The organism is candidate division TA06 bacterium, assembly GCA_004376575.1.
GTDB lineage: Bacteria > Hydrothermota > DG-26 > E44-bin18 > E44-bin18 > E44-bin18.
Map to the genome: position 1 here is coordinate 1 of SOJN01000036.1, position 20,735 is coordinate 20,735.

The 20,735-nt window shown below is 50.4% G+C and carries 34 protein-coding genes; all 34 read right to left on the minus strand.

Annotated features, from left to right (window positions below; genetic code table 11):
• Positions 1-267: 267 nt before the first annotated feature.
• Positions 268-1,596, minus strand: coding sequence for a dihydroorotase (locus tag E3J62_02520; GenBank protein ID TET47000.1), 1,329 nt, complete (start codon positions 1,594-1,596; stop codon positions 268-270).
• The gene (locus E3J62_02525) at positions 1,586-2,551 is read right to left on the minus strand and encodes an aspartate carbamoyltransferase catalytic subunit (protein TET47001.1); all 966 of its coding nucleotides are present in this window, start codon (positions 2,549-2,551) and stop codon (positions 1,586-1,588) included. Before E3J62_02525 ends, E3J62_02520 begins: the two co-directional genes overlap by 11 nt.
• Complete coding sequence (gene pyrR, locus E3J62_02530; protein ID TET47032.1) at positions 2,548-3,096, minus strand: bifunctional pyr operon transcriptional regulator/uracil phosphoribosyltransferase PyrR; 549 nt, start codon at positions 3,094-3,096, stop codon at positions 2,548-2,550. Before pyrR ends, E3J62_02525 begins: the two co-directional genes overlap by 4 nt.
• 666 nt (positions 3,097-3,762) lie before the next feature.
• Positions 3,763-5,457: an ATP-binding cassette domain-containing protein gene (locus E3J62_02535; protein ID TET47002.1), complete on the minus strand. Its 1,695-nt coding sequence runs from the start codon at positions 5,455-5,457 to the stop codon at positions 3,763-3,765.
• 358 nt (positions 5,458-5,815) lie between these two features.
• Positions 5,816-6,223: a 50S ribosomal protein L17 gene (locus tag E3J62_02540; GenBank protein TET47003.1), complete on the minus strand. Its 408-nt coding sequence runs from the start codon at positions 6,221-6,223 to the stop codon at positions 5,816-5,818.
• Positions 6,210-7,220 carry a DNA-directed RNA polymerase subunit alpha gene (locus E3J62_02545; GenBank protein TET47004.1) on the minus strand — a complete coding sequence of 337 codons (1,011 nt, stop codon included), beginning with the start codon at positions 7,218-7,220 and terminating at the stop codon, positions 6,210-6,212. Before E3J62_02545 ends, E3J62_02540 begins: the two co-directional genes overlap by 14 nt.
• A 51-nt stretch (positions 7,221-7,271) precedes the next feature.
• Complete coding sequence (gene rpsD / locus E3J62_02550) at positions 7,272-7,904, minus strand: 30S ribosomal protein S4 (GenBank protein TET47005.1); 633 nt, start codon at positions 7,902-7,904, stop codon at positions 7,272-7,274.
• Positions 7,905-8,202: 298 nt separating this feature from the next.
• A complete protein-coding gene (gene rpsK / locus E3J62_02555) occupies positions 8,203-8,595 on the minus strand; it encodes a 30S ribosomal protein S11 (GenBank protein TET47006.1) in 393 nt (130 codons plus the stop codon).
• A gap of 3 nt (positions 8,596-8,598) precedes the next feature.
• A complete protein-coding gene (rpsM, locus tag E3J62_02560; protein TET47007.1) occupies positions 8,599-8,991 on the minus strand; it encodes a 30S ribosomal protein S13 in 393 nt (130 codons plus the stop codon).
• Between the two features lie 58 nt (positions 8,992-9,049).
• On the minus strand, positions 9,050-9,163 hold the full coding sequence (gene rpmJ / locus E3J62_02565; protein TET47008.1) for a 50S ribosomal protein L36: 114 nt from the start codon (positions 9,161-9,163) through the stop codon (positions 9,050-9,052).
• 33 nt (positions 9,164-9,196) lie between these two features.
• Complete coding sequence (gene infA / locus E3J62_02570; GenBank protein ID TET47009.1) at positions 9,197-9,415, minus strand: translation initiation factor IF-1; 219 nt, start codon at positions 9,413-9,415, stop codon at positions 9,197-9,199.
• A complete protein-coding gene (locus E3J62_02575) occupies positions 9,415-10,068 on the minus strand; it encodes an adenylate kinase (protein ID TET47010.1) in 654 nt (217 codons plus the stop codon). The genes infA and E3J62_02575 overlap by 1 nt, the downstream gene beginning before the upstream one ends.
• 4 nt (positions 10,069-10,072) lie before the next feature.
• Positions 10,073-11,383 carry a preprotein translocase subunit SecY gene (secY, locus tag E3J62_02580; GenBank protein TET47011.1) on the minus strand — a complete coding sequence of 437 codons (1,311 nt, stop codon included), beginning with the start codon at positions 11,381-11,383 and terminating at the stop codon, positions 10,073-10,075.
• Entirely contained in the window at positions 11,384-11,827 is a 444-nt protein-coding gene (locus E3J62_02585; protein TET47012.1) for a 50S ribosomal protein L15, read from the minus strand.
• Between the two features lie 4 nt (positions 11,828-11,831).
• Positions 11,832-12,014: a 50S ribosomal protein L30 gene (gene rpmD, locus E3J62_02590; GenBank protein TET47013.1), complete on the minus strand. Its 183-nt coding sequence runs from the start codon at positions 12,012-12,014 to the stop codon at positions 11,832-11,834.
• A 2-nt stretch (positions 12,015-12,016) separates the two neighbouring features.
• Positions 12,017-12,538: a 30S ribosomal protein S5 gene (locus tag E3J62_02595; GenBank protein TET47014.1), complete on the minus strand. Its 522-nt coding sequence runs from the start codon at positions 12,536-12,538 to the stop codon at positions 12,017-12,019.
• Between the two features lie 25 nt (positions 12,539-12,563).
• Entirely contained in the window at positions 12,564-12,932 is a 369-nt protein-coding gene (locus E3J62_02600; protein TET47015.1) for a 50S ribosomal protein L18, read from the minus strand.
• Positions 12,933-12,941: 9 nt separating this feature from the next.
• Complete coding sequence (locus tag E3J62_02605) at positions 12,942-13,508, minus strand: 50S ribosomal protein L6 (protein TET47016.1); 567 nt, start codon at positions 13,506-13,508, stop codon at positions 12,942-12,944.
• A gap of 11 nt (positions 13,509-13,519) precedes the next feature.
• Positions 13,520-13,918, minus strand: a complete 399-nt coding sequence (gene rpsH / locus E3J62_02610; GenBank protein TET47017.1) for a 30S ribosomal protein S8 — start codon at positions 13,916-13,918, stop codon at positions 13,520-13,522.
• Positions 13,919-13,937: 19 nt separating this feature from the next.
• Positions 13,938-14,123: a type Z 30S ribosomal protein S14 gene (locus tag E3J62_02615; GenBank protein TET47018.1), complete on the minus strand. Its 186-nt coding sequence runs from the start codon at positions 14,121-14,123 to the stop codon at positions 13,938-13,940.
• A 12-nt stretch (positions 14,124-14,135) separates the two neighbouring features.
• Positions 14,136-14,714, minus strand: coding sequence for a 50S ribosomal protein L5 (rplE, locus tag E3J62_02620; GenBank protein ID TET47019.1), 579 nt, complete (start codon positions 14,712-14,714; stop codon positions 14,136-14,138).
• A 9-nt stretch (positions 14,715-14,723) separates the two neighbouring features.
• The gene (locus E3J62_02625) at positions 14,724-15,059 is read right to left on the minus strand and encodes a 50S ribosomal protein L24 (protein ID TET47020.1); all 336 of its coding nucleotides are present in this window, start codon (positions 15,057-15,059) and stop codon (positions 14,724-14,726) included.
• A complete protein-coding gene (gene rplN, locus E3J62_02630; GenBank protein ID TET47021.1) occupies positions 15,040-15,408 on the minus strand; it encodes a 50S ribosomal protein L14 in 369 nt (122 codons plus the stop codon). Before rplN ends, E3J62_02625 begins: the two co-directional genes overlap by 20 nt.
• A gap of 153 nt (positions 15,409-15,561) precedes the next feature.
• Positions 15,562-15,816, minus strand: coding sequence for a 30S ribosomal protein S17 (gene rpsQ / locus E3J62_02635; GenBank protein ID TET47022.1), 255 nt, complete (start codon positions 15,814-15,816; stop codon positions 15,562-15,564).
• Positions 15,803-16,045, minus strand: coding sequence for a 50S ribosomal protein L29 (gene rpmC, locus E3J62_02640; protein TET47023.1), 243 nt, complete (start codon positions 16,043-16,045; stop codon positions 15,803-15,805). Before rpmC ends, rpsQ begins: the two co-directional genes overlap by 14 nt.
• 10 nt (positions 16,046-16,055) lie before the next feature.
• Complete coding sequence (rplP, locus tag E3J62_02645) at positions 16,056-16,463, minus strand: 50S ribosomal protein L16 (GenBank protein TET47024.1); 408 nt, start codon at positions 16,461-16,463, stop codon at positions 16,056-16,058.
• 32 nt (positions 16,464-16,495) lie between these two features.
• Complete coding sequence (rpsC, locus tag E3J62_02650) at positions 16,496-17,182, minus strand: 30S ribosomal protein S3 (GenBank protein TET47025.1); 687 nt, start codon at positions 17,180-17,182, stop codon at positions 16,496-16,498.
• Positions 17,183-17,201: 19 nt separating this feature from the next.
• Entirely contained in the window at positions 17,202-17,552 is a 351-nt protein-coding gene (locus E3J62_02655; GenBank protein TET47033.1) for a 50S ribosomal protein L22, read from the minus strand.
• Positions 17,553-17,554: 2 nt separating this feature from the next.
• A complete protein-coding gene (gene rpsS, locus E3J62_02660; protein ID TET47026.1) occupies positions 17,555-17,854 on the minus strand; it encodes a 30S ribosomal protein S19 in 300 nt (99 codons plus the stop codon).
• 9 nt (positions 17,855-17,863) lie between these two features.
• Positions 17,864-18,691 carry a 50S ribosomal protein L2 gene (gene rplB, locus E3J62_02665; GenBank protein ID TET47027.1) on the minus strand — a complete coding sequence of 276 codons (828 nt, stop codon included), beginning with the start codon at positions 18,689-18,691 and terminating at the stop codon, positions 17,864-17,866.
• Between the two features lie 5 nt (positions 18,692-18,696).
• Positions 18,697-18,987, minus strand: a complete 291-nt coding sequence (locus E3J62_02670) for a 50S ribosomal protein L23 (protein ID TET47028.1) — start codon at positions 18,985-18,987, stop codon at positions 18,697-18,699.
• Positions 18,984-19,616 carry a 50S ribosomal protein L4 gene (gene rplD / locus E3J62_02675; GenBank protein TET47029.1) on the minus strand — a complete coding sequence of 211 codons (633 nt, stop codon included), beginning with the start codon at positions 19,614-19,616 and terminating at the stop codon, positions 18,984-18,986. The genes E3J62_02670 and rplD overlap by 4 nt, the downstream gene beginning before the upstream one ends.
• 3 nt (positions 19,617-19,619) lie before the next feature.
• Positions 19,620-20,234 carry a 50S ribosomal protein L3 gene (locus E3J62_02680; protein TET47030.1) on the minus strand — a complete coding sequence of 205 codons (615 nt, stop codon included), beginning with the start codon at positions 20,232-20,234 and terminating at the stop codon, positions 19,620-19,622.
• A gap of 136 nt (positions 20,235-20,370) precedes the next feature.
• Positions 20,371-20,679, minus strand: a complete 309-nt coding sequence (rpsJ, locus tag E3J62_02685) for a 30S ribosomal protein S10 (GenBank protein TET47031.1) — start codon at positions 20,677-20,679, stop codon at positions 20,371-20,373.
• Positions 20,680-20,735: the final 56 nt, after the last annotated feature.

The following is a 20,735-nucleotide window of genomic DNA, read 5'->3' on the forward strand; positions in this document are numbered from 1 at the left end:
CTCCTCCCACGCACCCATCCCCGGTTCAATATGGTTCAATATTGAGCAATCTTCTGCGGTTCCAAAATCTTTCTTGTGATGTATCTATTTATCCTTCGCCTAATCGGCTTCCCGCCTCCGCTGTCCCTAGCTCCGTCGGGCTTCGCGGGGGACTTCGCCCGACTCAGCGCTACCCCCTTAGTCGGGCTTGCGTCTTGTATGGCTCCGAAGGACCACTGGACTCCTCCAGAATGACACGAGGGGTGAGTAGGGAGAGGCCTATTCAGTTTAGTCGAGGACGGTGCCGTCTTGGAAGACTATATGTCCGTCGACTATGGTGATGTAGGCTGCGCCCTCAAGTTCTCTGCCGACATAGGGTGAGTTTCTGGATCTGGATTCGAATTTCTCTGCGTCTACCTTCCACTTCACATTCAGATCGATGATCGTAACATTTGCTCTTGAACCTGGCTTCAGAGTCCCTGCACCCAAGTTGAGTATCTTCCCCGGGTTGCAGCTCATGCAGGCTATCGCCCTCTTAATCGAGACGCCCTTCTTCTTCACCACTTCAGTCAGGACCAGAGCCAGTGCTGTCTCCAGGCCTATCATGCCAAATGGTGCAGCTGTGAACTCAGCCTCTTTTTCAAAGAAGGCATGGGGAGCATGATCTGTTGCCACTACATCTATGGTCCTATCCCCAATTCCCTCAATCAGAGCATCAACATCTTCTGCTGTTCTGAGCGGAGGATTGACCTTCAAGTTTGTATCGAAGGAGGATATCAGATCATCAGTGAGTGTGAGATGGTGCGGAGTAACCTCGCATGTTACGGGCAAACCGTCCTTTTTTGCTACCCTCACCAGCTCCACAGACCTTCTAGTCGAAACATGCGCTATATGCAGTCTTCCACCTGCGTACCTGCACAGTGCAATGTCCCTCGCCACCATCATCTCTTCCGCAACTGAGGGCCACCCATTCAAGCCGAGCTTCGTGGAGACGAACCCTTCGTTCATCTGGCAGCCCGTGGTCATATCTGTATTCTCGCAGTGGGATATGACTGGGATATTGAACTGCTTGGTATATTCGAGCGCCCTCCGCATTATTTCAGCATTCATAATTGGACTGCCGTCATCAGATATGGCAACACAGCCGGCCTCAACCAAGTCACCAATCTCTGCCAGTTCGTTGCCCCGTCGCCCCTTGGTGATTGCTCCTACAGGAAAGACACTACACTTCCCCCGCTCCTTTGCTCTTTCAAGTATGAACCTGACTGTGCTCTGGTCATCTATTGGAGGCGCTGTATTCGGCATGCAGCAGACAGCGACAAAACCTCCCTTGACGGCTGCCCTCGTCCCAGACCCAATCGTCTCCTCATCCTCTCTCCCCGGTTCCCTCAGGTGGGCATGCATGTCAATCAGACCCGGAACAACTATCTTGTCAGAAGCATCGATAGTGACTGCGCCCTTTGAGGCTATTGACCTGGAAACTTTCGAGATTTTTCCGTTCTTGATGAGCACGTCCTGAACAGTATCAACGTTTGAAGCTGGGTCAATGACGCGACCACCTTTGATCAAAAGTGAAGTCTGGCCCTTGGATTTTGGTGCCCGGACGCTAGTTTTCACGGTCCCTTTCCTCTGTTTGTAGTTCCTTTTCAGGACTTTCACCACCAGTTAGCAAGTAAAGGAGAGCCATCCTCACCGCCACACCGTTCGTCACCTGATCTAGTATCACCGACCATGAACCGTCTGCCACATCAGGATCAAGCTCAATCCCTCTATTGATAGGCCCCGGATGCATTATGACCACGTCTTCTCTTGCTCCCCGTAGTCTCTTTTTGTCTATACCATAGAGTCTTGCATATTCTCTTACTGATGGAAACAGACCTGTATCCTGACGCTCCAACTGTATCCTCAATACATTTATGACGTCCTTGTCTTTTATAGCCTCGTCGATATTGTAGTAGACCTGTACTCCCAACTTGTCTGCATGCATTGGAATCAGGGTCGGTGGGCCACACACTGAGACTTCTGCTCCCATCGTCTTCAAGCCCCAGATGTCGGAGCGAGCAACTCTTGAGTGTTCGATGTCTCCCACGATGAGAACCTTCAGACCATCCAGTCTGTTCAGCCTCTCTCTTATGGTCATCATATCGAGAAGCCCCTGCGTAGGATGCTCATGAGCGCCATCGCCAGCGTTTATGACGGATGCACTCAGCCTTTTTGCCAGAAAATGGGCTGCCCCCGGAGCTGAATGGCGAATAATCACCACATCAATCTTCATAGCTTCAATATTCCTGGCCGTATCAAGAAGGGTCTCCCCTTTCAATATGGCTGAGGATTTTGCAGATACATTTATGGTGTCAGCAGAAAGCCTTTTTGCAGCAATATCAAAAGAAGCTTGCGTTCTGGTGCTCGGCTCAAGAAACAGGTTGACAATAGTCTTTCCACGGAGTACCGGAACTTTTCTTATGGGCCTTTCACTTATTTCTTTGAAAGACTCCGCTGTGCCCAGCATGAGATCTATCTCCTCCCGACTCACGCCTTCAAGGCCGAGGAGATCCTTCCGCTCAAACTTCATTCCCGCAACTCCTTCAGTATAACAGCATCCTTCCCGTCTACCTCTTTGAGCATTACATCAACGGTCTCGGAATTTGAAGTTGGAACGTTCTTGCCTACATAGTCAGCCCTTATGGGAAGCTCTCTGTGTCCTCTGTCCACAAGCACGGCCAGTTGCATCGACTTTGGTCTACCAAAATCGATTATCTCGTCCAGGGCTGCCCTTATCGTCCTTCCAGTGAAAAGAACGTCGTCCACAAGCACTACTGTTTTGCCGTTCACATCGAATGGGATCTTTGTCTCATGAACCACCGGCTGGGTACCCAAAGTAGTGAAGTCGTCTCTGTACAGGGTGATGTCCAGGATTCCGACAGGAATTTTGACCCCTTCTATCTCCTCTATCAAGGCAGCCAGTCTGTGGGCCAGAGAATCGCCCCGGTTTCTTATTCCTATAAGATATAGTCCCTCAGTTCCCTTGTTACTCTCCAGAATCTCATGTGCAATCCTGATGAGAGCGCGTCTTATGTCATTCTCGTCCATTACCTTGCCTTTTTCCACGGCAGTCATGGCAGTTCCCTTCGCCAAAAAATAGCCCTCCGCACTTTACATGCGCAGGGTTAGCTCATTTCCTAACCGATACATTGTGTCCCTTTCTAGCCTCTCTGGACTAGACTTAAAGGCTTCCTTTGGAGGCTTCTATATATGTAACACTCAAATCAGGCCAAAGTCAAGAACAAATTACTACACATCTTGCCTTCTCGAGGCGACCCAGACCCCCAAGGAGCCACCCGGGGGAATATGGCAAAAACCCCGGAAATCTAAATCCGGCCCAGTCTGCCCCGACTTTGCATCGACACAGCATATCACCAACATGTAGGGTGGGACCCCATGTGGCGCCTTCCCACACTGTGAGACCTTTTTTTTACACCATGCAACCATCAATTGCACTGTCGTAGTGTCAGAACACAAAATGGCCGTCAGCTGGTACTTAGCGCACGAAAGGTGCAATCCTTGAAACCAGGAAATTCCAGAGACCGAAAATAGAAATTCGAAAATCGAAATTAAGAGCCTAAAACGTGTTTGGGACTTGGTGCCAGATAGCTGATGACTGACAGCTGATAGCCATCGCACAGCAGTTTCGGTGTTAATTTCCTAGTTTCGAAGGTGGGGGGAAGGGCTGTGAGGAATTTCGTAATTTCGAATCATCGGCTGATGGCCGAGAGCTTCGGTTCTTCAAGCAAGTGCTTGGTTTATCGCGACTGCGGCCAGACGGGGGGAGAAGATCTCGGTGAGAACATCAAGCCCTTTCGATTTGAGCTGGATGAGCACCTCATGGACATCTGATTCCCTCAATCCGAGCTGTTCTCCCAGACTTGTCTTGCCAAGGTAAACCGGGGGGCCTGTGTACACGTTTCTGCCCTTCTCCAACGCAACCAGTCTATCACTCAGATCCAGCACAGGACCAAGATCGTGCGAAATGAGAACCACAGTCCTGCCCGATGCTTTTATTCTGAACAGCAGGTCGTAGACGAAATCTCTGCCTTTCTGGTCCAGGCCAGCAGTTGGTTCATCAAAAAAGAGTATCTGGGGCTCATACGCCAGTGCACAGGCCATTGCCAGTCTGCGCTGTTCTCCATATGAGATTTCAAAAGGAGAGCGTTTGCCGAAATCCTCATAAGGCAGCCCAACAAAACCGAGTGCAGAGGCTGCTTTCTCCTCCGGCTTCTCTATGTCAAAGTTCTTAAGCCCGAAGATAACCTCATTCAGGCAACTGTCTGTGAAGAAAGCCCCCTCGGGATTCTGGAACACAAACCCTATCTCTCGTCTGAGTTTGCGCACATCTCCACCTCGGGGCACCTCAAACCCATTGACCAAAAGAGAGCCTGATGTGGGCCTGAAAAGACCAGCGAGCATAAGAGAAAGCGTGGTCTTACCTGATCCATTCGGTCCAACAATCCCAAGAAATTCTCCTCTTCTTAGATCGACGTTTGCGTGCTCTACCCCGATCTTTTCACCTGGCAACCCTTTTTTGTAAACGTATTCACCGTCAACTAGATGAACGGTATCAATCCAGGGCTTCTCATTCGCGGGGCTCTTTGCAAAAAGAATCTCCTCATCCCTCTTCTTTGCTGTACATCTCCGCCTCTTCCATACTGAATCAACCAGTTCATCAATACCGGCCGGTCTTGGGATCACTTCAATTCCCAGAGTGACCAGCTCGTGGGCCAGCTCTGTCAGGCCTGATCTAATGTAGCTAGCATTCAAAAACTCCGCTGCTGGGCCATCGTAGGTCTTCCTTCCACATTCAAGGGCAACAACATGATCACATCTCTCTATCTCCTCTCTCTCCTGGGTAATCAATATTATTGAGGGCTTTGGCTCCGACGTCTGAATGAGGCTCCACAATCTTTCCACCTCATGCCTGTCAAGATGGGAGGTGGGCTCATCGAGTATGAGATACTCCGGACAGAGAACAAGAATAGAAGCAACCGAAACAATGCCCTTCTCGCCTTGAGAGAGGTCACGCGGAGATCTATCCTTCAGCTCAGAAATGTCCAGAAGGCGGAGTACTTCATCGACCCTTCCTCTTATCTCCGGACTCTCAACTCCGATGTTCTCCAGACCGAACGCAACTTCTCTCTCCACAGTAGTGGCCACGAACTGTGAGTCCGGGTTCTGGAAAACCAATCCCACCTTCTTCCTGATCTCCCAAAGCGACTCAGCATCCACAGTGTCCAGGCCATCCACGCTCACAACTCCAGCATCTGGCTTCAAAAGGCCATTCGCCAGCATTGCGACGGTCGACTTCCCGGCGCCATTGTCGCCAAATATCGCGGTCATGATGCCTTCACGGAAGACAGCATCAAATCCGGCGAGCGAGGGCCGGCCTTCCCTGTAACTATGGGAGACGTTACTGAACTCAATCATAACTTACACGCTATACGCTAAACAATAGCTGTCAGCTCTCAACCATTAGCTACCAGCAACCCAAAACCTCTGAACCACAGATTATCATGAATCAATTGTAAGAGGCAAGACATAAGATAGCTATCAGCCACCCAACCAGAAGCGTCGGAACATCCCCTATCATGTCATTGCGAGCGATAGCGAAGCAATCTGGCACAAGCAGATCCTTCGACTCCGTGCTTCGACGACGCTCAGCACGTCGCTCAGGACGAAATATCCCTCATCCCGTCCAAGGACGGGCTGGCCCTATTTCGTTTTCGGGGTTTGGATGATGAAAGCCGAGGAAGTGTGCTCCTCGGCTTTCACGGGGTGAGGTGGTTTATTTTTCCTTCTTTCTTCTACCGCGTTTCTGCTTTTTCCCTTCTTTTGGCTTGAGGCTTACCAGCTCAAGTATGGCCGTCTCAGCACCATCGCCCTTTCTCCGGCCCAGTTTCAATATTCTAGTATATCCACCGGGCCTACCAGTGAACCTCGGAGCTATCTCTTCGAAAAGCTTCTTCACCACTGACTCATTCTTGACCGTCTTGAGCACGTGCCGCCTTGCAGCAAGGTCTCCACGAAGAGCAAAACTTATCATTCTCTCAGCTGTTCTCCTGGCCTCCCAGGCCTTAGGAAGAGTAGTGATGATTGACTCCTTGGCGAAAAGCGCTGTGGTCAAATTGGAAATGAGCGCCTTCCTGTGCTCCATTGTTCTACCCAGTTTTTTCCCTCGCCTAAGATGCCTCATCGCTGTCCTTCTCCTCTTCGTCCTTGTCTTTGGCGAGGACCTTCGATACGTCCATGCCAAAGTGGAGGCTATATCCTTCCAGGACTTTGGCCAACTCGGCAAGAGACTTCTTCCCGAAATTTCTATACTTCAGCATCTCCGATTCCGTCTTCTGCACAAGATCGGCAAGAGTCTTTATCTTCGCAGCCTTTAGACAGTTGCCAGATCTTACTGACAGCTCAAGCTCTTCAACATTCGTCTCGAGCAGTTTCCTCAGTGACTCTGTCTCCTCGTCCACTTCTTCAACCAAAACCTCCGGTTCCTCTTCGAAGGTCATGAAGAGGAGCATATGATCCTTGATTATCTTTGCTGCGTGGGCAAGCGCATCAGAAGGAGATATCGTCCTGTCAGTCCATATCTCGAGTATCAGCTTGTCGTAGTCAGTTCTCTGTCCGACACGGATATCTTCAACTGTATAGTTCACCTTCGCCACGGGCGAAAAGAGCGCATCCATATTGACTACTCCTATTGCCCGGTGCCTATCCTTCAGTTGCTCGGCGGGTACATAGCCTCTCCCCGTTTCAATGCTCAGTTCCATATCCAGCTTGGACCCGTCAGCGAGGGTGGCTATATGCAGATCTGGGTTCATTATCTCAACCGCGGGATCTTTCTTAATATCTTTCGCCTTCACAACCTTTTTGCTGGCGATCTTAAGGTAAAGCGTTTTACTGGTGTCCTCAGTCATCTTTACCCTGAGCTTCTTGATGCTCAAGATTATGTCTGTAACGTCCTCCAGAACACCTGGAATCTTGGTGAACTCGTGAAGGACACCCTCTATCTTCACAGCAGTCACGGCAGCGCCTTGAATGGAAGAGAGTAATACCCTCCTCAGACCATTTCCAATGGTAAGACCGAAGCCCCTCTCAAGAGGTGCAATAATGAATCTACCATAATCTTCAGTCAGCGTTTTCTCTTCCGCCTCTACCTTCTTGGGCATCTGCAAAGGTTTTAGCTTCATACTTAGATGCCTCCCCTTGGAAGACCAAAGCCACGTCCAGCTTCAGGCCGGTTACTTCGAGTAAAGCTCGATAATCAGTTCTTCCTTAATGGGAAGAGGTATCTCTTCCCTCTTGGGCATTTCAACTATGAGCCCTTTCATGCCCTTTCTATCCAGAGACAACCACGCGGGCATACCCTTCTCACTCTTCTTTTCAAGACAAGGTTTTATTATGGCATTCAGACCCTTGGATCGAGTCTTTAACGAGATGTCATCACCCTTTTCCACTAGATAGGAAGGAATATCCACTATCCTGTTGTTGACCTGGAAATGTCTGTGTCTGACCAGCTGTCTTGCCGCAGGCCGGGATGGTGCAAAACCGAGCCTGTACACAACATTGTCAAGCCTCCGTTCCAGGTACTGGAGAAGAAGATCTCCTGTAACCCCTTTCCTTTTTGCAGCGTGCTCATAGTATCGATGAAACTGCCTCTCTCGAATGCCGTATATTCTCCTTGCCTTCTGTTTCTCCCTGAGCTGAAGGCCATATCCAGAGACCTTCCTTCGCATTCTCTTTTTTTTCTCCCCAGGCGGGTATTGTCTCTTCTCCAGTGCACACTTGTCACTGGAGCACTTGTCACCCTTCAGTAGAAGCTTCACTCCCTCCCTTCTACAAAGTCGACAAACAGGTCCTCGATAAGCTCCCATTTAACCTCCAATCCAAGATTCTAGAAATTAGGAAAATGAGAAATTAAGAAATTCAAACCACAGGCCTCACTGCTCACAACATCCAGATACGCCTCTGGATTGCCTCGTCGCCCTAAAGGGCTCCCCCTCGACTGGCACTGGGGACTGAATATGCCTCGCTCCATCTTGCGATGGATCGGGCCTATTAAGCTCGCAATGACACAGAGAGGCATGTTCTTCCATTCATGTTTCGCGTTTTTCAATTTCTCAATTTCCAGTCCGTCTTGAGGTTTTCAGTTTCTCAATTTCCAGTCTTTGGTTACACACGTCTTCGTTTCGGTGGCCGGCAGCCATTGTGCGGTATAGGTGTCACGTCCTTAATGGCTGTGATGGTCAGACCTGCTGCCTGGAGAGACCTTATTGCCGCCTCCCTCCCGGATCCCGGGCCCTTCACCCAGACCTCAACCTTTCTCATGCCCAGGCTCAACACCTCCTTTGCACATTTCTCTGCTGCAAGTTGTGCTGCGAATGGTGTAGATTTTCTCGAGCCCTTGAACCCTATAGAGCCAGCGCTCGCCCAAGCGACCGTATCTCCTTTACTACCCGTGATTGTTATGATGGTGTTACTGAAAGTCGCGCAGATGTGCGCCACACCAAGCGGGTCTACCTGTTTCGCTTTTTTCTTCTCTCTTCTCGGACTGCTCTGAGGCATCGTCTATCCTTTCTTTCCAAGCCTGACCTTCTTCTTGACCATTCCGGAAGTCTTCTTTGGTCCCTTTCTTGTTCTCGCATTGGTCCTCGTTCTCTGGCCTCTTACTGGAAGCCCCCTTCTGTGCCGCATACCTCTGTAGCATCCAATATCCAGCAGCCTCCTGATATGCCGGCTTACCTCTGCTCTTAGAGCCCCTTCAACCTTGTAGCTAGACTCTATCTCTGTTCTGAGCTTGGTGACCTCTTCCTCCGTCAGGTCTTTCACCCTTCTGTCGGGATCCACTTTGGTCACATTCAGTATCTTCTGTGAAGAACTCGGGCCGATACCATAGATGTAGGTGAGACCCACCTCAATCCTCTTGTCTCTTGGTAGGTCAACTCCAGCGATTCTTGCCAAATCCGTCCTCCTCTTTGGTTAGCAATCTCTCACACAGAGATAGTGGATTCTATTCCCTTTATCCCTGTCTCTGCTTATGGCGCGGGTTCTTGCATATGACACGTACGACACCCTTGCGCCTGATGATTTTGCAGTGGTCACAGATTTTCTTTACTGATGCACGAACTTTCATCATGAAGCTCCCATTCTTACAATTATTCCCCTACTACTTAAATCTATATACTATCCGCCCTCGGGTCAAATCATACGGCGACAGCTCGACCGTCACTCTGTCGCCCGGTAGAATCCTTATGAAATGCATCCTCATCTTTCCGCTTATATGAGCAAGGACCTTATGGCCCTTGTCGAGCTCTACCCTGAACATTGCATTTGGCAGAGCTTCGATGACAGTCCCTTCTATCTGGATACCTTTCTTCTTGGCCATCAGGCTAACCTTCTGATAACTGATTTCACCTTTTCATAAACTTCACCGACGGTCCCATCAGCATCTATTTCACACAAGAGACCCGCTTTCGCATAATATTCCTTGACTGGTTTTGTTTGCCTCCTGTAGACCCTTAGCCTTTCTCTGATTGTCTCCTCTCTGTCATCATCCCTCAGTACCAGAGCTCCCCCGCAAGAGTCGCAGATACCATCCTTGCGGGGAGGAACCGTCAGGAGGTTGTACACAGCTCCACACTTCAGACAGACCCTTCTTGCGGAAAGCCTCTTCACGATCACATCATCTTCAATCTCAAAGGCTAAGACAGCGTCTATCTCTGAACCTTTCTCCTTCAGTAGGAGATCGAACTCCTGAGCCTGAGCCACAGTCCTGGGAAAACCATCCATTATGTATCCAGAAGATGATTCTTCTTTCTCAAGTCTCTTTTGAATGATTTCCAAGATAGTCCCGTCAGGCACGAGTTCGCCCCTCTCCATTATGTCTTTCACCTTCTTACCCAGTTCTGTCCCGAGACTCACTTCTTCCCTGAGTATATCTCCAGTTGATATTCTCGCCGGCCCATAATCCTCAGATATCTTTTCTGCCTGCGTACCTTTTCCACAACCAGGAGGGCCGAGGAGAACAAACCGGAGCAGATTATCACCTTCTTCCTCTTAGCTTCCCCTTTTTCAAGAAGCCCTCATAATGCCTCATCATGAGCTGCGCTTCTATCTGCTGAACCGTGTCGAGCGCGACTCCGACTATGATAAGGAGTGTCGTCCCGCCAAAATAGACAGGAACTCCGGTGACCCTCATGAGATAAATAGGCAAAATTGCTATGAATGCAAAGAATACAGCCCCTGGCAGAGTTATCCGCGTCAGGATCCTGTCAATATACTCTGATGTTCTCGTGCCGGGTCTGATTCCCGGTATGAATCCCCCGTACTTCTTCATGTTGTCAGCCAAGTCCACGGGATTGATGACAATTGCCGTATAGAAATAAGCGAAGAAGACTATCAAAGCAGCATATATTGACGTATACAGCCATGTTCCGGGCTGCATCAGCCCGGAAATAGCTTCAGCCCAGGTCGTCTTCAAAAAGAAACTGGTAAGAGTTGTAGGAAACATTATTATCGACTGGGCAAAGATAATAGGAATCACTCCCGCAGAATTTATGTTAAGCGGTAAATGGGTGGCCTGACCTCCATATATCTTTCTTCCGATCACCCTCTTTGCGTACTGAACCGGTACCCTCCGCTGAGCCTGGGTGATGAACACTACCGCAGCAGTTATCCCAACCATGAATGCGAGAACAAATGCGAGTACCACTGGGCTTAATGCACCAGCAAACAGCTTCCTGAGGGTGTTCATTGCGTATCTGGGGATCTGGTCCAGACATCCTACGAATATTATCAGAGATATGCCGTTCCCGATTCCTTTCTCCGTTATCTGTTCCCCCAGCCACATAATGAATATGGTTCCTGAGGCCAGGGTCAATACAGTAAGCATTCTGAATCCCATCCCCGGGAAAGGAACTACAGGCTGACCTCCTGTGCCCGTGAGCTGCTCCAGGAAGATGCTGATTCCATACCCCTGAACAGCTGCCAGGCCAACCGTTGCATACCTGGTGTACTGGGTTATCTTCCTTCTCCCTTCTTCCCCTTCCTTTTGAAGCTTCTCCAGATATGGTATTACTGCAGTGAGAAGCTGGAATATGATGGAGGAGCTTATGTAAGGCATAATCCCAAGAGCAAAAATGGTCGCCCGTCTGAGGGATCCACCCACAAAAAGGTCATAGAGACCCAGGATCGTCCCCTGCGCCTGCTGGAAGAAGACTCCGAGTGCCTTGGCGTCAATCCCCGGAGAAGGAATGTGGCCTCCGATTCTGTATACAACCAGTATGGCCAGAGTAAAGAGGACTCTCTTTCTCAGATCAGGTATCTTGAATATGTTAGAAAACGTTCTGAACACTTATCTAACCCGGACCTTCCCGCCTGCAGCCTCTATCTTGGCCTTCGCCGATTTGGAGAAAGAGTCTGCGGTGACAGTTAGCACCTTCTTGATATCTCCCTTAGCCAGCACCTTAACAGGAAGACGTGCTTTCCTAATCAACCCTCTTTCTGCTAGCACCCGAGGCCCTACCTCTGAGTCTGGCTCAAAACTCTTCTCCAGATCTTTGAGATTCACCACCTGATAGACTTTCTTTTCTATTGGAGTAAAGCCTCTCTTCGGCACCCGCCTCTGAAAGGGCATCTGCCCTCCCTCGAACCAAGGCCTCGCCTTGCTTCCGCTGCGGGACTTCTGTCCCTTGTGGCCTCGCGTTGCTGTTTTCCCGTGTCCAGACCCGGGACCGCAGCCTACCCTCTTTCTCTTCTTCCTGGCACCTTTGGGAGGACTGATCTCGCTAAGATTCATGACCTCACTCCTCCTCCACACGGACCAGATGGCTCACCCTTCCTATCATTCCCCTTATCTGGGGAGAGTCCTCGTGAACCACAGTCTGATGGAGTCTCTTTATCCCTAAGGCTTTGATCGTCTCCTTTTGATCCTTCTTTCTGCCTATCGCGCTTCTTATCTGGGTTATTTTCAGCTTCACGGCTATGCCTAGCCTTCCTGGAGGATCTCACCCCGGGAACGGGGGAGAGTCTTCCCTCTCAACTTCTCGATCGACTCCGGATCTCTTATGGAGAGTAGTCCATTCATTGTCGCTCTCACCAGATTGGTAGCGGTATTGGAACCAAGAGACTTGGTCAGAATATCTTTCACCCCTCCCAGTTCAAGGACTGCTCTAACCGTACTACAAGCAATGACTCCAGTTCCCTTGGATGCTGGCCTGAGCATGACTCTGCTCGCACCACATCTCCCTTCTACCATGTAGGGTATGGTGCCACCTGCAAGCTGTATCTTGACAATGTTTCTGCGCGCCTCTTCGGTCGCCTTTCTTATTGCCTCGGATATTTCATTGGCTTTCCCCAACCCCGACCCCACGTAACAGGTTTCATCTCCAACCACGACCAGAGCGCTGAAATTGAACCGCTTGCCCCCCTTTACCACCTTGGCAACTCTGTTGATGTTGACCACTCTCTCTGAAAGCTCAAGTGAACTCAGTTCTATCTTCTCCGGCACCAGCTCGCCTCCCTTTCAGTCGCTGTTAGAATTCCAGGCCAGCCTTTCTTGCTGCTTCAGCAAGCGCCTTGACCCTTCCGTGATATTTGTAGCCGCCCTTGTCAAAAACCACTTTCTTTATCCCTTTCTTCAGCGCCTTCTCGGCAATAGACCTTCCCACCTCTCTACTCACGTCGATCTTGTGCCCATTCAGCCTCTCTGAACCAGCTTCTTTTGACAGACTCGATGCAGAACAGACGGTCCTTCCCCTGGAGTCATCCACTATCTGCGCACATATGTTCTTCAGGCTTCTAAAGACCATCAACCTCGGCCTCTCTGGCGTACCCTGGACGCGCTTTCTGACCCGTGCATGCCTTCTCATTCGTGCTTTTCTGACCGCTTTTGTTTTGCCCATGATACCTTTCTACACTCCGGTCTTACCAGCTTTCCTCCTGATATACTCACCCCTGTATTTTATCCCAGTCCCCTTGTATGGCTCAGGTTTCCTGAACGACCGGACTTTTGCCGCAATCTCGCCAACCGCCTGCTTGTCAATACCCCTCACACGTATCAGACACTGCAGGGAAGGCCGGTCAGGATTTCTGGGCACGCTCTCCACCTCAAAGGTGATCCCCTCGGGAGGAGCAAGAACTATGGGGTGACTGAACCCTAGCTGAAGGTTCAAAGCGCTACCCTCGACTTTGGCCTTATATCCTATGCCCTCCACTTCCAGCACCTTCTCGTAACCTTTTGTAACACCTGTCATCATGTTTGCAACGAGACTCCTTGTCAGTCCATGGAGGGACCTGTCAAACCTGTTGTCACTCTTTCTCACTACCCGAATTGTCTTCTCCTCGATTTCGATTTGCATTCTCGGATGGATGTCAAGTTTCAGAACACCCTTGGGCCCAGAAGCCTGGATTGTTCTGCCAGCCTTCTCCACCTTCACACCCTCAGGAATATCTATAGGCTTCTCTCCAACTCTTGACATGCGCAACTCCCCTACCAGACGTAGAAGACAACCTCCCCGCCCACCTTCTTGCGTCTCGCCTGTTTGTCAGTAAGTATACCTTTGGATGTTGACAGTACCGCAATTCCGAAACCACCCATCACCCTTGGTATTTCCGTCGTGTTCGTATACTTGCGCAGGCCCGGCCTGCTCACTCTTTTTATCCCAGATAAGGCAGGCCGTTCGCGTTCATCATACTTCAAGAATATCCTGATAAGGCCTTGCCTGCTATCCTCTATGACGTCTATATCCTGTATGAACCCCTCTGATTGGAGTACCTTCGCGATTTCCAGCTTCACCTTTGAACATGGAACATCGACCTTAACATGCTTGGCCTTGTATCCATTTCTGATTCTGGTTAGCATATCGGCGATAGGGTCAGCCATTGACATATTTAACTCTCCTCCGCACCTACCATGATGCTTTCCTGACCCCGGGTATTTGCCCAGCAAGGGCCAGCTCTCTGAAACATATTCTGCACAGCCCGAACTGCCTATAATAGGCCCTTGCTCTCCCACAACGCTGGCACCTATTGTACTTGCGTGCCTTGAATTTCGGCTTCCTCTTCTGCTTTGCAATTAGGGACTTCTTAGCCAATTGGTCCTCTCCTCATGTCTTTGATGAAGCCTCAGGCTTCAAGCTTTCCATAGCCCTTTTGAACGGGACTCCCATATCACTTAAGAATTCAAATGCCACTTCATCAGTCTGGGCAGAGGTGACTATCGTTATGTTCATGCCCATAACCCTTTTTACACGGTCATACTTGATCTCGGGGAACATGACTTGTTCCTCCACCCCGAAGGAGTAGTTGCCCCTTCCATCGAATGAGTCCACAGAAAGACCTCTGAAATCTCTGATTCTTGGTATTGCCACATTGACCAATCTATCCATAAACTCATACATCCTGGCTCCTCTGAGGGTGACCTTGATCCCAATCGGAGTCCCGGCCCTGAGCTTGAAGTTCGATACTGACTTCTTCGCTCTGGTCACAAGCGGCCTCTGGCCCGTGATTACAGAAAGATCCTCCATAGCAATGTCAATAATCTTTGGATCCTGTGTAGCCTCTCCAAGTCCCACACTCACCACTATCTTCTCCAGCCTGGGAACCTGGAAGACGTTTGTGAATCCAGATTTCCTCATCAGCGAAGGGACAATCCTTTCCTTGTAATCGTCAAGAAGCCTCGGCATCAGCGTCTCCTAGATCATTTCGCCGCATTTCTTGCAGATACGCTCCCTCCTGCCGTCAGCTGACAGGGTGGTCGAAGTCCTCGCAGGCTGTCCGCATTTCGGACACACCACTTTCAGGTTGGAAAGCTGTATCTGCCCTTCCTTTTCAAGAATACCGCCTTGCTGGCGCATCTTGGTCGGCCTGGTATGTTTCTTGCGAAAGTTTATGCCCTGTACGATGGCAGTGCTCTTGTCTGGGAAAACCTTCAGGATCCGGCCCCGTTTTCCACCATCGTTTCCTGTAAGCACAACGACCAAGTCATCTTTTCTTATCCTTGTAGACAACCTACACAACCTCCGAAGCAAGAGATATGATCTTCATGAAATGCCTTTCCCGGAGTTCCCGTGCCACCGGGCCGAATATTCTCGTCCCCTTCGGCTCCTTCAACTCGTCTATCAGAACCGCTGCGTTCTCGTCAAATCTCACATATGACCCATCCATCCTTCTGTGTGCCTTCTTGGTCCTCACGATGACGGCCCTGTGTATACTCCCTTTCTTTATCTGGCTACCCGGCATAGCATCCTTGACTGATATAACCACCACGTCTCCCAGCCGAGCATACCTTCTGCGCGTGCCCCCCAGAACCTTCACACACATGCCTACTCTTGCGCCTGAGTTATCCGCTACTGCCAGCCTTGTATACTCCTGAATCATCCTTACCCCTCACCAATCACACATCTCGCGTACCCGGTTATCACCCTCCCCTTCATCCCTCCCGCCCGGGCCGTTTCACGCCCGCTCGTTTCACGAGCTCCCCCAAGGGAGGGGAAGATGCGCGGGTATTTGTAGTTTGCAGTTTGAATTCTCCTATTCGGCCTTTCGAACGACTTTAGTAACTCGCCACCTCTTGGTCTTGCTCAGAGGCCTCGTCTCGACGATCTGGACCATATCACCCAACTGACAGCGGCTTTCCGGGTCGTGAACTACGAACTTGCTCCGCTTGGTGACTATTTTCCGGTACAGCTTGTGGGGCACTCTCCTCTCCACAAGAACCACCACAGTCTTGTCCATCTTGTCGCTGACCACTCTTCCCTGTTTCGCTCTTCTTTTACCTCTTTCCACCTTCGTCTTCTCCCTCGCCAGTTCTGGAGGAACGTATTCCTGATTCGCCCTCTCTCATGATTGTCTTCACTCTCGCTATCTCACGCCTCAGTTGCCTGAGCTTGAGGGGGTTTGGTATCCCCGGCGACTTGTTTCTGAATCTCAGACTGAAGAATTCCTCCCCCAGCTCGTGGAGCTTCGTATTCAGCTCTTCAGGGGTCATCTCTCTCAGCTTCTCGATATCTCTCATTTCAGACAGCCTACCCCCTCACCACCAGTTGGGTTTTTATGGGAAGTTTTGCTGCCGCGAGCTTGAAAGCCTGCTTAGCCTGGTCGGCATTCACCCCTTCAAGCTCGAAAAGCATTCTCCCCGGCTTTACAACACAAACCCAGAATTCCGGCGGTCCCTTTCCTTTCCCCATTCTCGTCTCAGCCGGCTTTTTTGTCACCGGCTTATCCGGGAAGATTCTTATCCACATCTTTCCCGAGCGCTGCACAGATCTCGAGATAGCCACCCTGGCCGACTCTATCTGCCTTGCAGTAATCCATGCGGCCTCCAAGGCCTGCAGCCCATAGTCGCCAAAGTCGACTTTGTTGCAGCGGGTTGCCTTCCCCCGTCTTCTCCCCCGTTGCTGTTTCCTGTACTTGGTTCTCTTGGGCATCAACATCTTCAAGTTCCTTCAAAAAGGATTCTTCTTACTCAAGGGAGACCATGTCCCGGCCCTCTGGGCTCTGTCCTAAACGCTTCCTCCTCTTCTGACCTTCCCAGCACCTCTCCCATAAAGATCCAGACTTTCACACCTATCGTCCCATATGTCGTTTTGGCTACCCTGCACGCATAGTCTATGTCTGCTCGAATTGTCTGGAGGGGAATTCTCCCATCCTTGTACCACTCCCTTCGAGCAATTTCAGCACCGGCAAGTCTTCCCGAACATGCCACCTTTATTCCCTTCGCACCCATCCTCATTGAAGAGACAACCGCCCTCTTCATCGCCCTCCTGAAAGCAATCCTCTGTTCAAGCTGCCTGGCTATGTTGTCTGCAACAAGGTGCGCGTCCAGCTCAGGAATCCTTATCTCCTCTATGTTCAAGTATATCTCTTTGCCTGTAAGGTGCTTCAACTCATCCCTCAGACGATCAACCTCAACACCCTTCCTACCGATGACTATGCCAGGCCTGGCAGTATGTATGGTAACAGTGACCTTCCGTGCGGTCCTTTCAATCTCTATTTTACTTACAGCAGCTTTCTTCAACCTTTCTCTCGTATACCCTCTCACCTTGAAATCCTCATTGAGCAGCCCGGCGTAGTTCTTCTTGGCAAACCATCTAGAGTCCCAGTTCTTGATGAAACCAAGCCTGAATCCTATCGGATGAGTTTTGTGCCCCAAAAGATCTCCTTTCTGTCTCCTACTTCTTCTCGTGCTCAGCTACCACTATGGTCACATGGCTTGTTCTCTTCCTTATCCTGGTCGCCCTCCCATAAGCTCTAGGCCTCCACCGCTTCATGGTCGACCCAGGATCTACGCGGGCCTCCTTCACAAAAAGATCTTCCATTTTGAGCTCACCCGTTCCCACCACCTGTATGGCATTTGACGCAGCAGACTTAATCACCTTTGCGAGCATCACTCCCGCAGCCTTGGGAAGATATCTCAAGTATTCCAAGGCATCCGGAACGTCCTTCCCCTTGATGTGTTCCATGATAGGCCGAGTCTTCTTCGCCGAAAATCTCACATATCTTGCTACAGCGCGTCCTTCCATGTTCAACCCTTATACCTTCTCACCTTTGTGGTCTTCTCCTTCTTCATGCCCGCATGTTTTCTGAACACTCTTGATGGAGCGAACTCGCCAAGCTTGTGCCCCACCATATTCTCTGTGATGAACACAGGCAGGAACTGTTTTCCGTTGTGAACCGCCAGGGTATGCCCGACGAATTCAGGAGAGATGGTTGACCGTCTGGACCAGGTTTTTTGAACCATCCTCTGGCCCATATTGTTCATGTCTCTTATCCTGGCCAATAGCTTTTCATCTATGTAAGGCCCCTTCTTGACAGATCTAGCCATGCATCGACCTCACTTCTTCCTTCTCCTGATTATGTATCTGCTTGATGACTTATTCTTTTTCCTTGTCCTGAACCCCTTTGAGGGAATCCCCGTCCGACTGCAGGGATGTCTTCCCCCAGAGCTCTTCCCTTCTCCGCCACCCATGGGATGGTCGTGGGGGTTCATGGCCACCCCGCGTGTTCTTGGTCTGCGTCCCAGCCATCTTGATCTCCCTGCCTTCGCGCTTACCGTGGATTCATGATCTATGTTACCCACCTGTCCGATAGTCGCATAACAGTCAAGCCTGATAAGCCTCACTTCTCCAGATGGAAGTCTTACGTGGGCAAAAGAACCCTCCTTGGCCACAAGCTGAGCAGAACCACCCGCGCCCCTCACCAGTTGTCCACCTTTGCCCTTGGTAAGTTCGATGTTGTGTATGTCACTGCCCATAGGTATTTCCATGAGCGGAAGCGCATTCCCCGTACGAATAGAAGAACCCGGGCCCGACATGACCACATCGCCCACCTTCAGGCCTGCTGGAGCGAGTATGTATCTCTTCTCCCCATCCCGGTAGCTGAGCAAGGCAATCCTCGCTGACCTGTTGGGATCATACTCGATTGCGGCAACTTTCGCCTCAATGCCAAGCTTGCCCCTCCTGAAATCCAGAATCCTGTACCTTCTCTTGTGCCCCCCACCTCTGTACCTCACCGTCCGCCTTCCCTGGTTGTTCCTTCCGCCAGACTTCTTCAAGGCCCTGAGGAGTCTCCTCTCAGGCTTCTTCTTTGTTATCTCTTCGAAGGTGGGACCAACCTTATATCGAAGAGTAGAAGTAACTGGTTTGTATTTTTTTGTACCCATTATTCTTAGCTTCCCTCAAAAATCTCTATCCTGTCACCTTCTCTGAGCTTGCAGATGGCCTTCTTCCAGTCGGGTCTCTTCCCTTCGAACCTTCCCATCCTCCGCTTCTTGCCTCGCGAAGTGAGTACCCTGACGGAGAGAACCTGCACCTTGAAAAGCTCCTCAACTGCAGACTTTATCTCAAGTTTGTTTGCCTTCCGGCTAACCTCGAAGCAGTACTTGTTCTGTGTCTCTTTCAGTCCAACAGCTTTTTCTGTGAGTACTGGCCTGAGTATGATGTTCCTTGCATCTTTCACTTTGATAGCACCTCTTCCAACTGGTCCACCGATTTCCTGGTCGCCAGAAGACGATTACACTTCATAACATCGAGAGCGTTCAAGTCCTTTGCCATCTTCAAAACCACGTTGGGAAGATTTCTGGCTGACAGCTTCACATTGTCGCACTTTTGGTGGATGAGAATCAGGCACTTCGAATCAGATGGAATCTCCAGCTTCTGCATCAGTTCCACAAGAGTCTTAGTTCTGGGTTTTTCTATCTGTAGATCCTCGATTACCACCACTCTTCCCTCGCTGGCGAGGCTGGTGAGGGCCGACTTCAGAGCAATCCGCCTCACCTTTCTCGGTACGGAACTGGAATAGTCTCTGGGTTTTGGCCCCATGGCCACACCGCCACCGACCCATATCGGTGAACCCCTGGTTCCCACTCTTGCCCGGCCGGTCCCCTTCTGCCGCCACGGCTTGGCTCCGCTATACGCCACGTCACCCTTCGTCTTTGTAGAGGCGGTCCCTCGCCTGATGTTCGCAAGATACCCTTTCAAGGTGTAGTAGAGTGCACCTTCCTTCACTAGAGCACCAAATATCGAGTCTGGGAGGTCAAATTCGCCAGTCTTCTTGCCGTCCTGAGTGTATGAGGTCGCCTTATGCATTGCTTACCTCTGAGATTTCCTGATGAAAAGGTAGCCCCGTCTTGCTCCCGAGACTGACCCCTTAACCACCAAGAGACTTTGTTCTTGATCGATCTTCAAAATCTCAAGATTCTTTATGGTGACCCTTTCGTTCCCCATTCTGCCGGGCAGCTTCTGACCTTTTATCACTCTGCTGGGATTGGCAGAAGCTCCTATGGAGCCGGGAACGGCGTGGGACATGGAGCCGTGGCTTTTTGGGCCGCCACTGAATCCATGTCTCTTCACCACACCTGTGAATCCTCTCCCCTTGGAGAAGCCTGTGATATTAACCTTTTCCCCTTCCTTGAACATTTCTACAGTGATCTTCTGACCCAGTTGGAAATCCTTGGAATCTTCAGTCCGAAACTCTGCTATGCACCTTTTCGGGGTCACAGATGCCTTTTTGAAGACCCCTGACATAGGCCTGTTTGCCCTTTTTCTTTCCCCGTAGGCCAGCTGGACTGCACAATAGCCGTCCTTCTCTTTCGTCCTGACTCCCACCACAAAGCAGGGTCCTACCTCAATCACGGTGGCCGGGATCGCCTTCTGGCCGAGCAAAAGCTGAGTCATTCCTATCTTTTTTCCTATGATACCGTCCATGCTATCAGAATCCTGGTAACTAGTCTCTCGATTGATAAATTCGATGACGAATTCATTCACTCAAGACTAGTGCTGAGTGAGCAACCTGCGACAACGTCCCTTGAATGGAACGTCACTGTATTTGCGAATCGAATCACTAGGTTTTGATCTCCACATCCACTCCAGCCGGCAGATCAAGTTTCATCAGCGCATCCACAGTCTGAGGGGTGAACTGGGTTATGTCTATGAGCCTCTTGTGAACCCTTATCTCAAACTGCTCCCTGGACTTCTTGTCCACATGGGGAGACCTGAGCACGGTAAACACCCTCCTGTCTGTAGGAAGAGGAATGGGTCCGGAAACTATCGCTCCAGTCCTTTTCGCGGTCAGAACAATCTCCTTTGCCGACTGATCCAGTATTGCATGGTCGTAGGCCTCAAGCCTTATCCTGATATTCTCGCTCGGCATATCTTACTCCAATACCTGTGTTACCACTCCCGCACCAACAGTCCTGCCACCCTCCC

Excerpts from the sequence above, each read along its gene's own strand:
- E3J62_02525 (TET47001.1), bottom strand. The coding sequence starts at position 2,551 with ATGAAGTTTGAGCGGAAGGATCTCCTCGGCCTTGAAGGCGTGAGTCGG.
- pyrR (TET47032.1), bottom strand. The coding sequence starts at position 3,096 with ATGACTGCCGTGGAAAAAGGCAAGGTAATGGACGAGAATGACATAAGA.
- E3J62_02535 (TET47002.1), bottom strand. The coding sequence starts at position 5,457 with ATGATTGAGTTCAGTAACGTCTCCCATAGTTACAGGGAAGGCCGGCCC.
- E3J62_02540 (TET47003.1), bottom strand. The coding sequence starts at position 6,223 with ATGAGGCATCTTAGGCGAGGGAAAAAACTGGGTAGAACAATGGAGCAC.
- E3J62_02545 (TET47004.1), bottom strand. The coding sequence starts at position 7,220 with ATGAAGCTAAAACCTTTGCAGATGCCCAAGAAGGTAGAGGCGGAAGAG.
- rpsD (TET47005.1), bottom strand. The coding sequence starts at position 7,904 with ATGGGAGCTTATCGAGGACCTGTTTGTCGACTTTGTAGAAGGGAGGGA.
- rpsK (TET47006.1), bottom strand. The coding sequence starts at position 8,595 with ATGCCTCAGAGCAGTCCGAGAAGAGAGAAGAAAAAAGCGAAACAGGTA.
- rpmJ (TET47008.1), bottom strand. The coding sequence starts at position 9,163 with ATGAAAGTTCGTGCATCAGTAAAGAAAATCTGTGACCACTGCAAAATC.
- infA (TET47009.1), bottom strand. The coding sequence starts at position 9,415 with ATGGCCAAGAAGAAAGGTATCCAGATAGAAGGGACTGTCATCGAAGCT.
- E3J62_02585 (TET47012.1), bottom strand. The coding sequence starts at position 11,827 with ATGAATCTTAGCGAGATCAGTCCTCCCAAAGGTGCCAGGAAGAAGAGA.
- E3J62_02600 (TET47015.1), bottom strand. The coding sequence starts at position 12,932 with ATGGGCAAAACAAAAGCGGTCAGAAAAGCACGAATGAGAAGGCATGCA.
- E3J62_02605 (TET47016.1), bottom strand. The coding sequence starts at position 13,508 with ATGTCAAGAGTTGGAGAGAAGCCTATAGATATTCCTGAGGGTGTGAAG.
- rpsH (TET47017.1), bottom strand. The coding sequence starts at position 13,918 with ATGTCAATGGCTGACCCTATCGCCGATATGCTAACCAGAATCAGAAAT.
- rplE (TET47019.1), bottom strand. The coding sequence starts at position 14,714 with ATGCCGAGGCTTCTTGACGATTACAAGGAAAGGATTGTCCCTTCGCTG.
- rplN (TET47021.1), bottom strand. The coding sequence starts at position 15,408 with ATGATTCAGGAGTATACAAGGCTGGCAGTAGCGGATAACTCAGGCGCA.
- rpmC (TET47023.1), bottom strand. The coding sequence starts at position 16,045 with ATGAGAGATATCGAGAAGCTGAGAGAGATGACCCCTGAAGAGCTGAAT.
- rplP (TET47024.1), bottom strand. The coding sequence starts at position 16,463 with ATGTTGATGCCCAAGAGAACCAAGTACAGGAAACAGCAACGGGGGAGA.
- E3J62_02655 (TET47033.1), bottom strand. The coding sequence starts at position 17,552 with ATGGAAGGACGCGCTGTAGCAAGATATGTGAGATTTTCGGCGAAGAAG.
- rpsS (TET47026.1), bottom strand. The coding sequence starts at position 17,854 with ATGGCTAGATCTGTCAAGAAGGGGCCTTACATAGATGAAAAGCTATTG.
- rplB (TET47027.1), bottom strand. The coding sequence starts at position 18,691 with ATGGGTACAAAAAAATACAAACCAGTTACTTCTACTCTTCGATATAAG.
- rplD (TET47029.1), bottom strand. The coding sequence starts at position 19,616 with ATGCATAAGGCGACCTCATACACTCAGGACGGCAAGAAGACTGGCGAA.
- E3J62_02680 (TET47030.1), bottom strand. The coding sequence starts at position 20,234 with ATGGACGGTATCATAGGAAAAAAGATAGGAATGACTCAGCTTTTGCTC.
- rpsJ (TET47031.1), bottom strand. The coding sequence starts at position 20,679 with ATGCCGAGCGAGAATATCAGGATAAGGCTTGAGGCCTACGACCATGCA.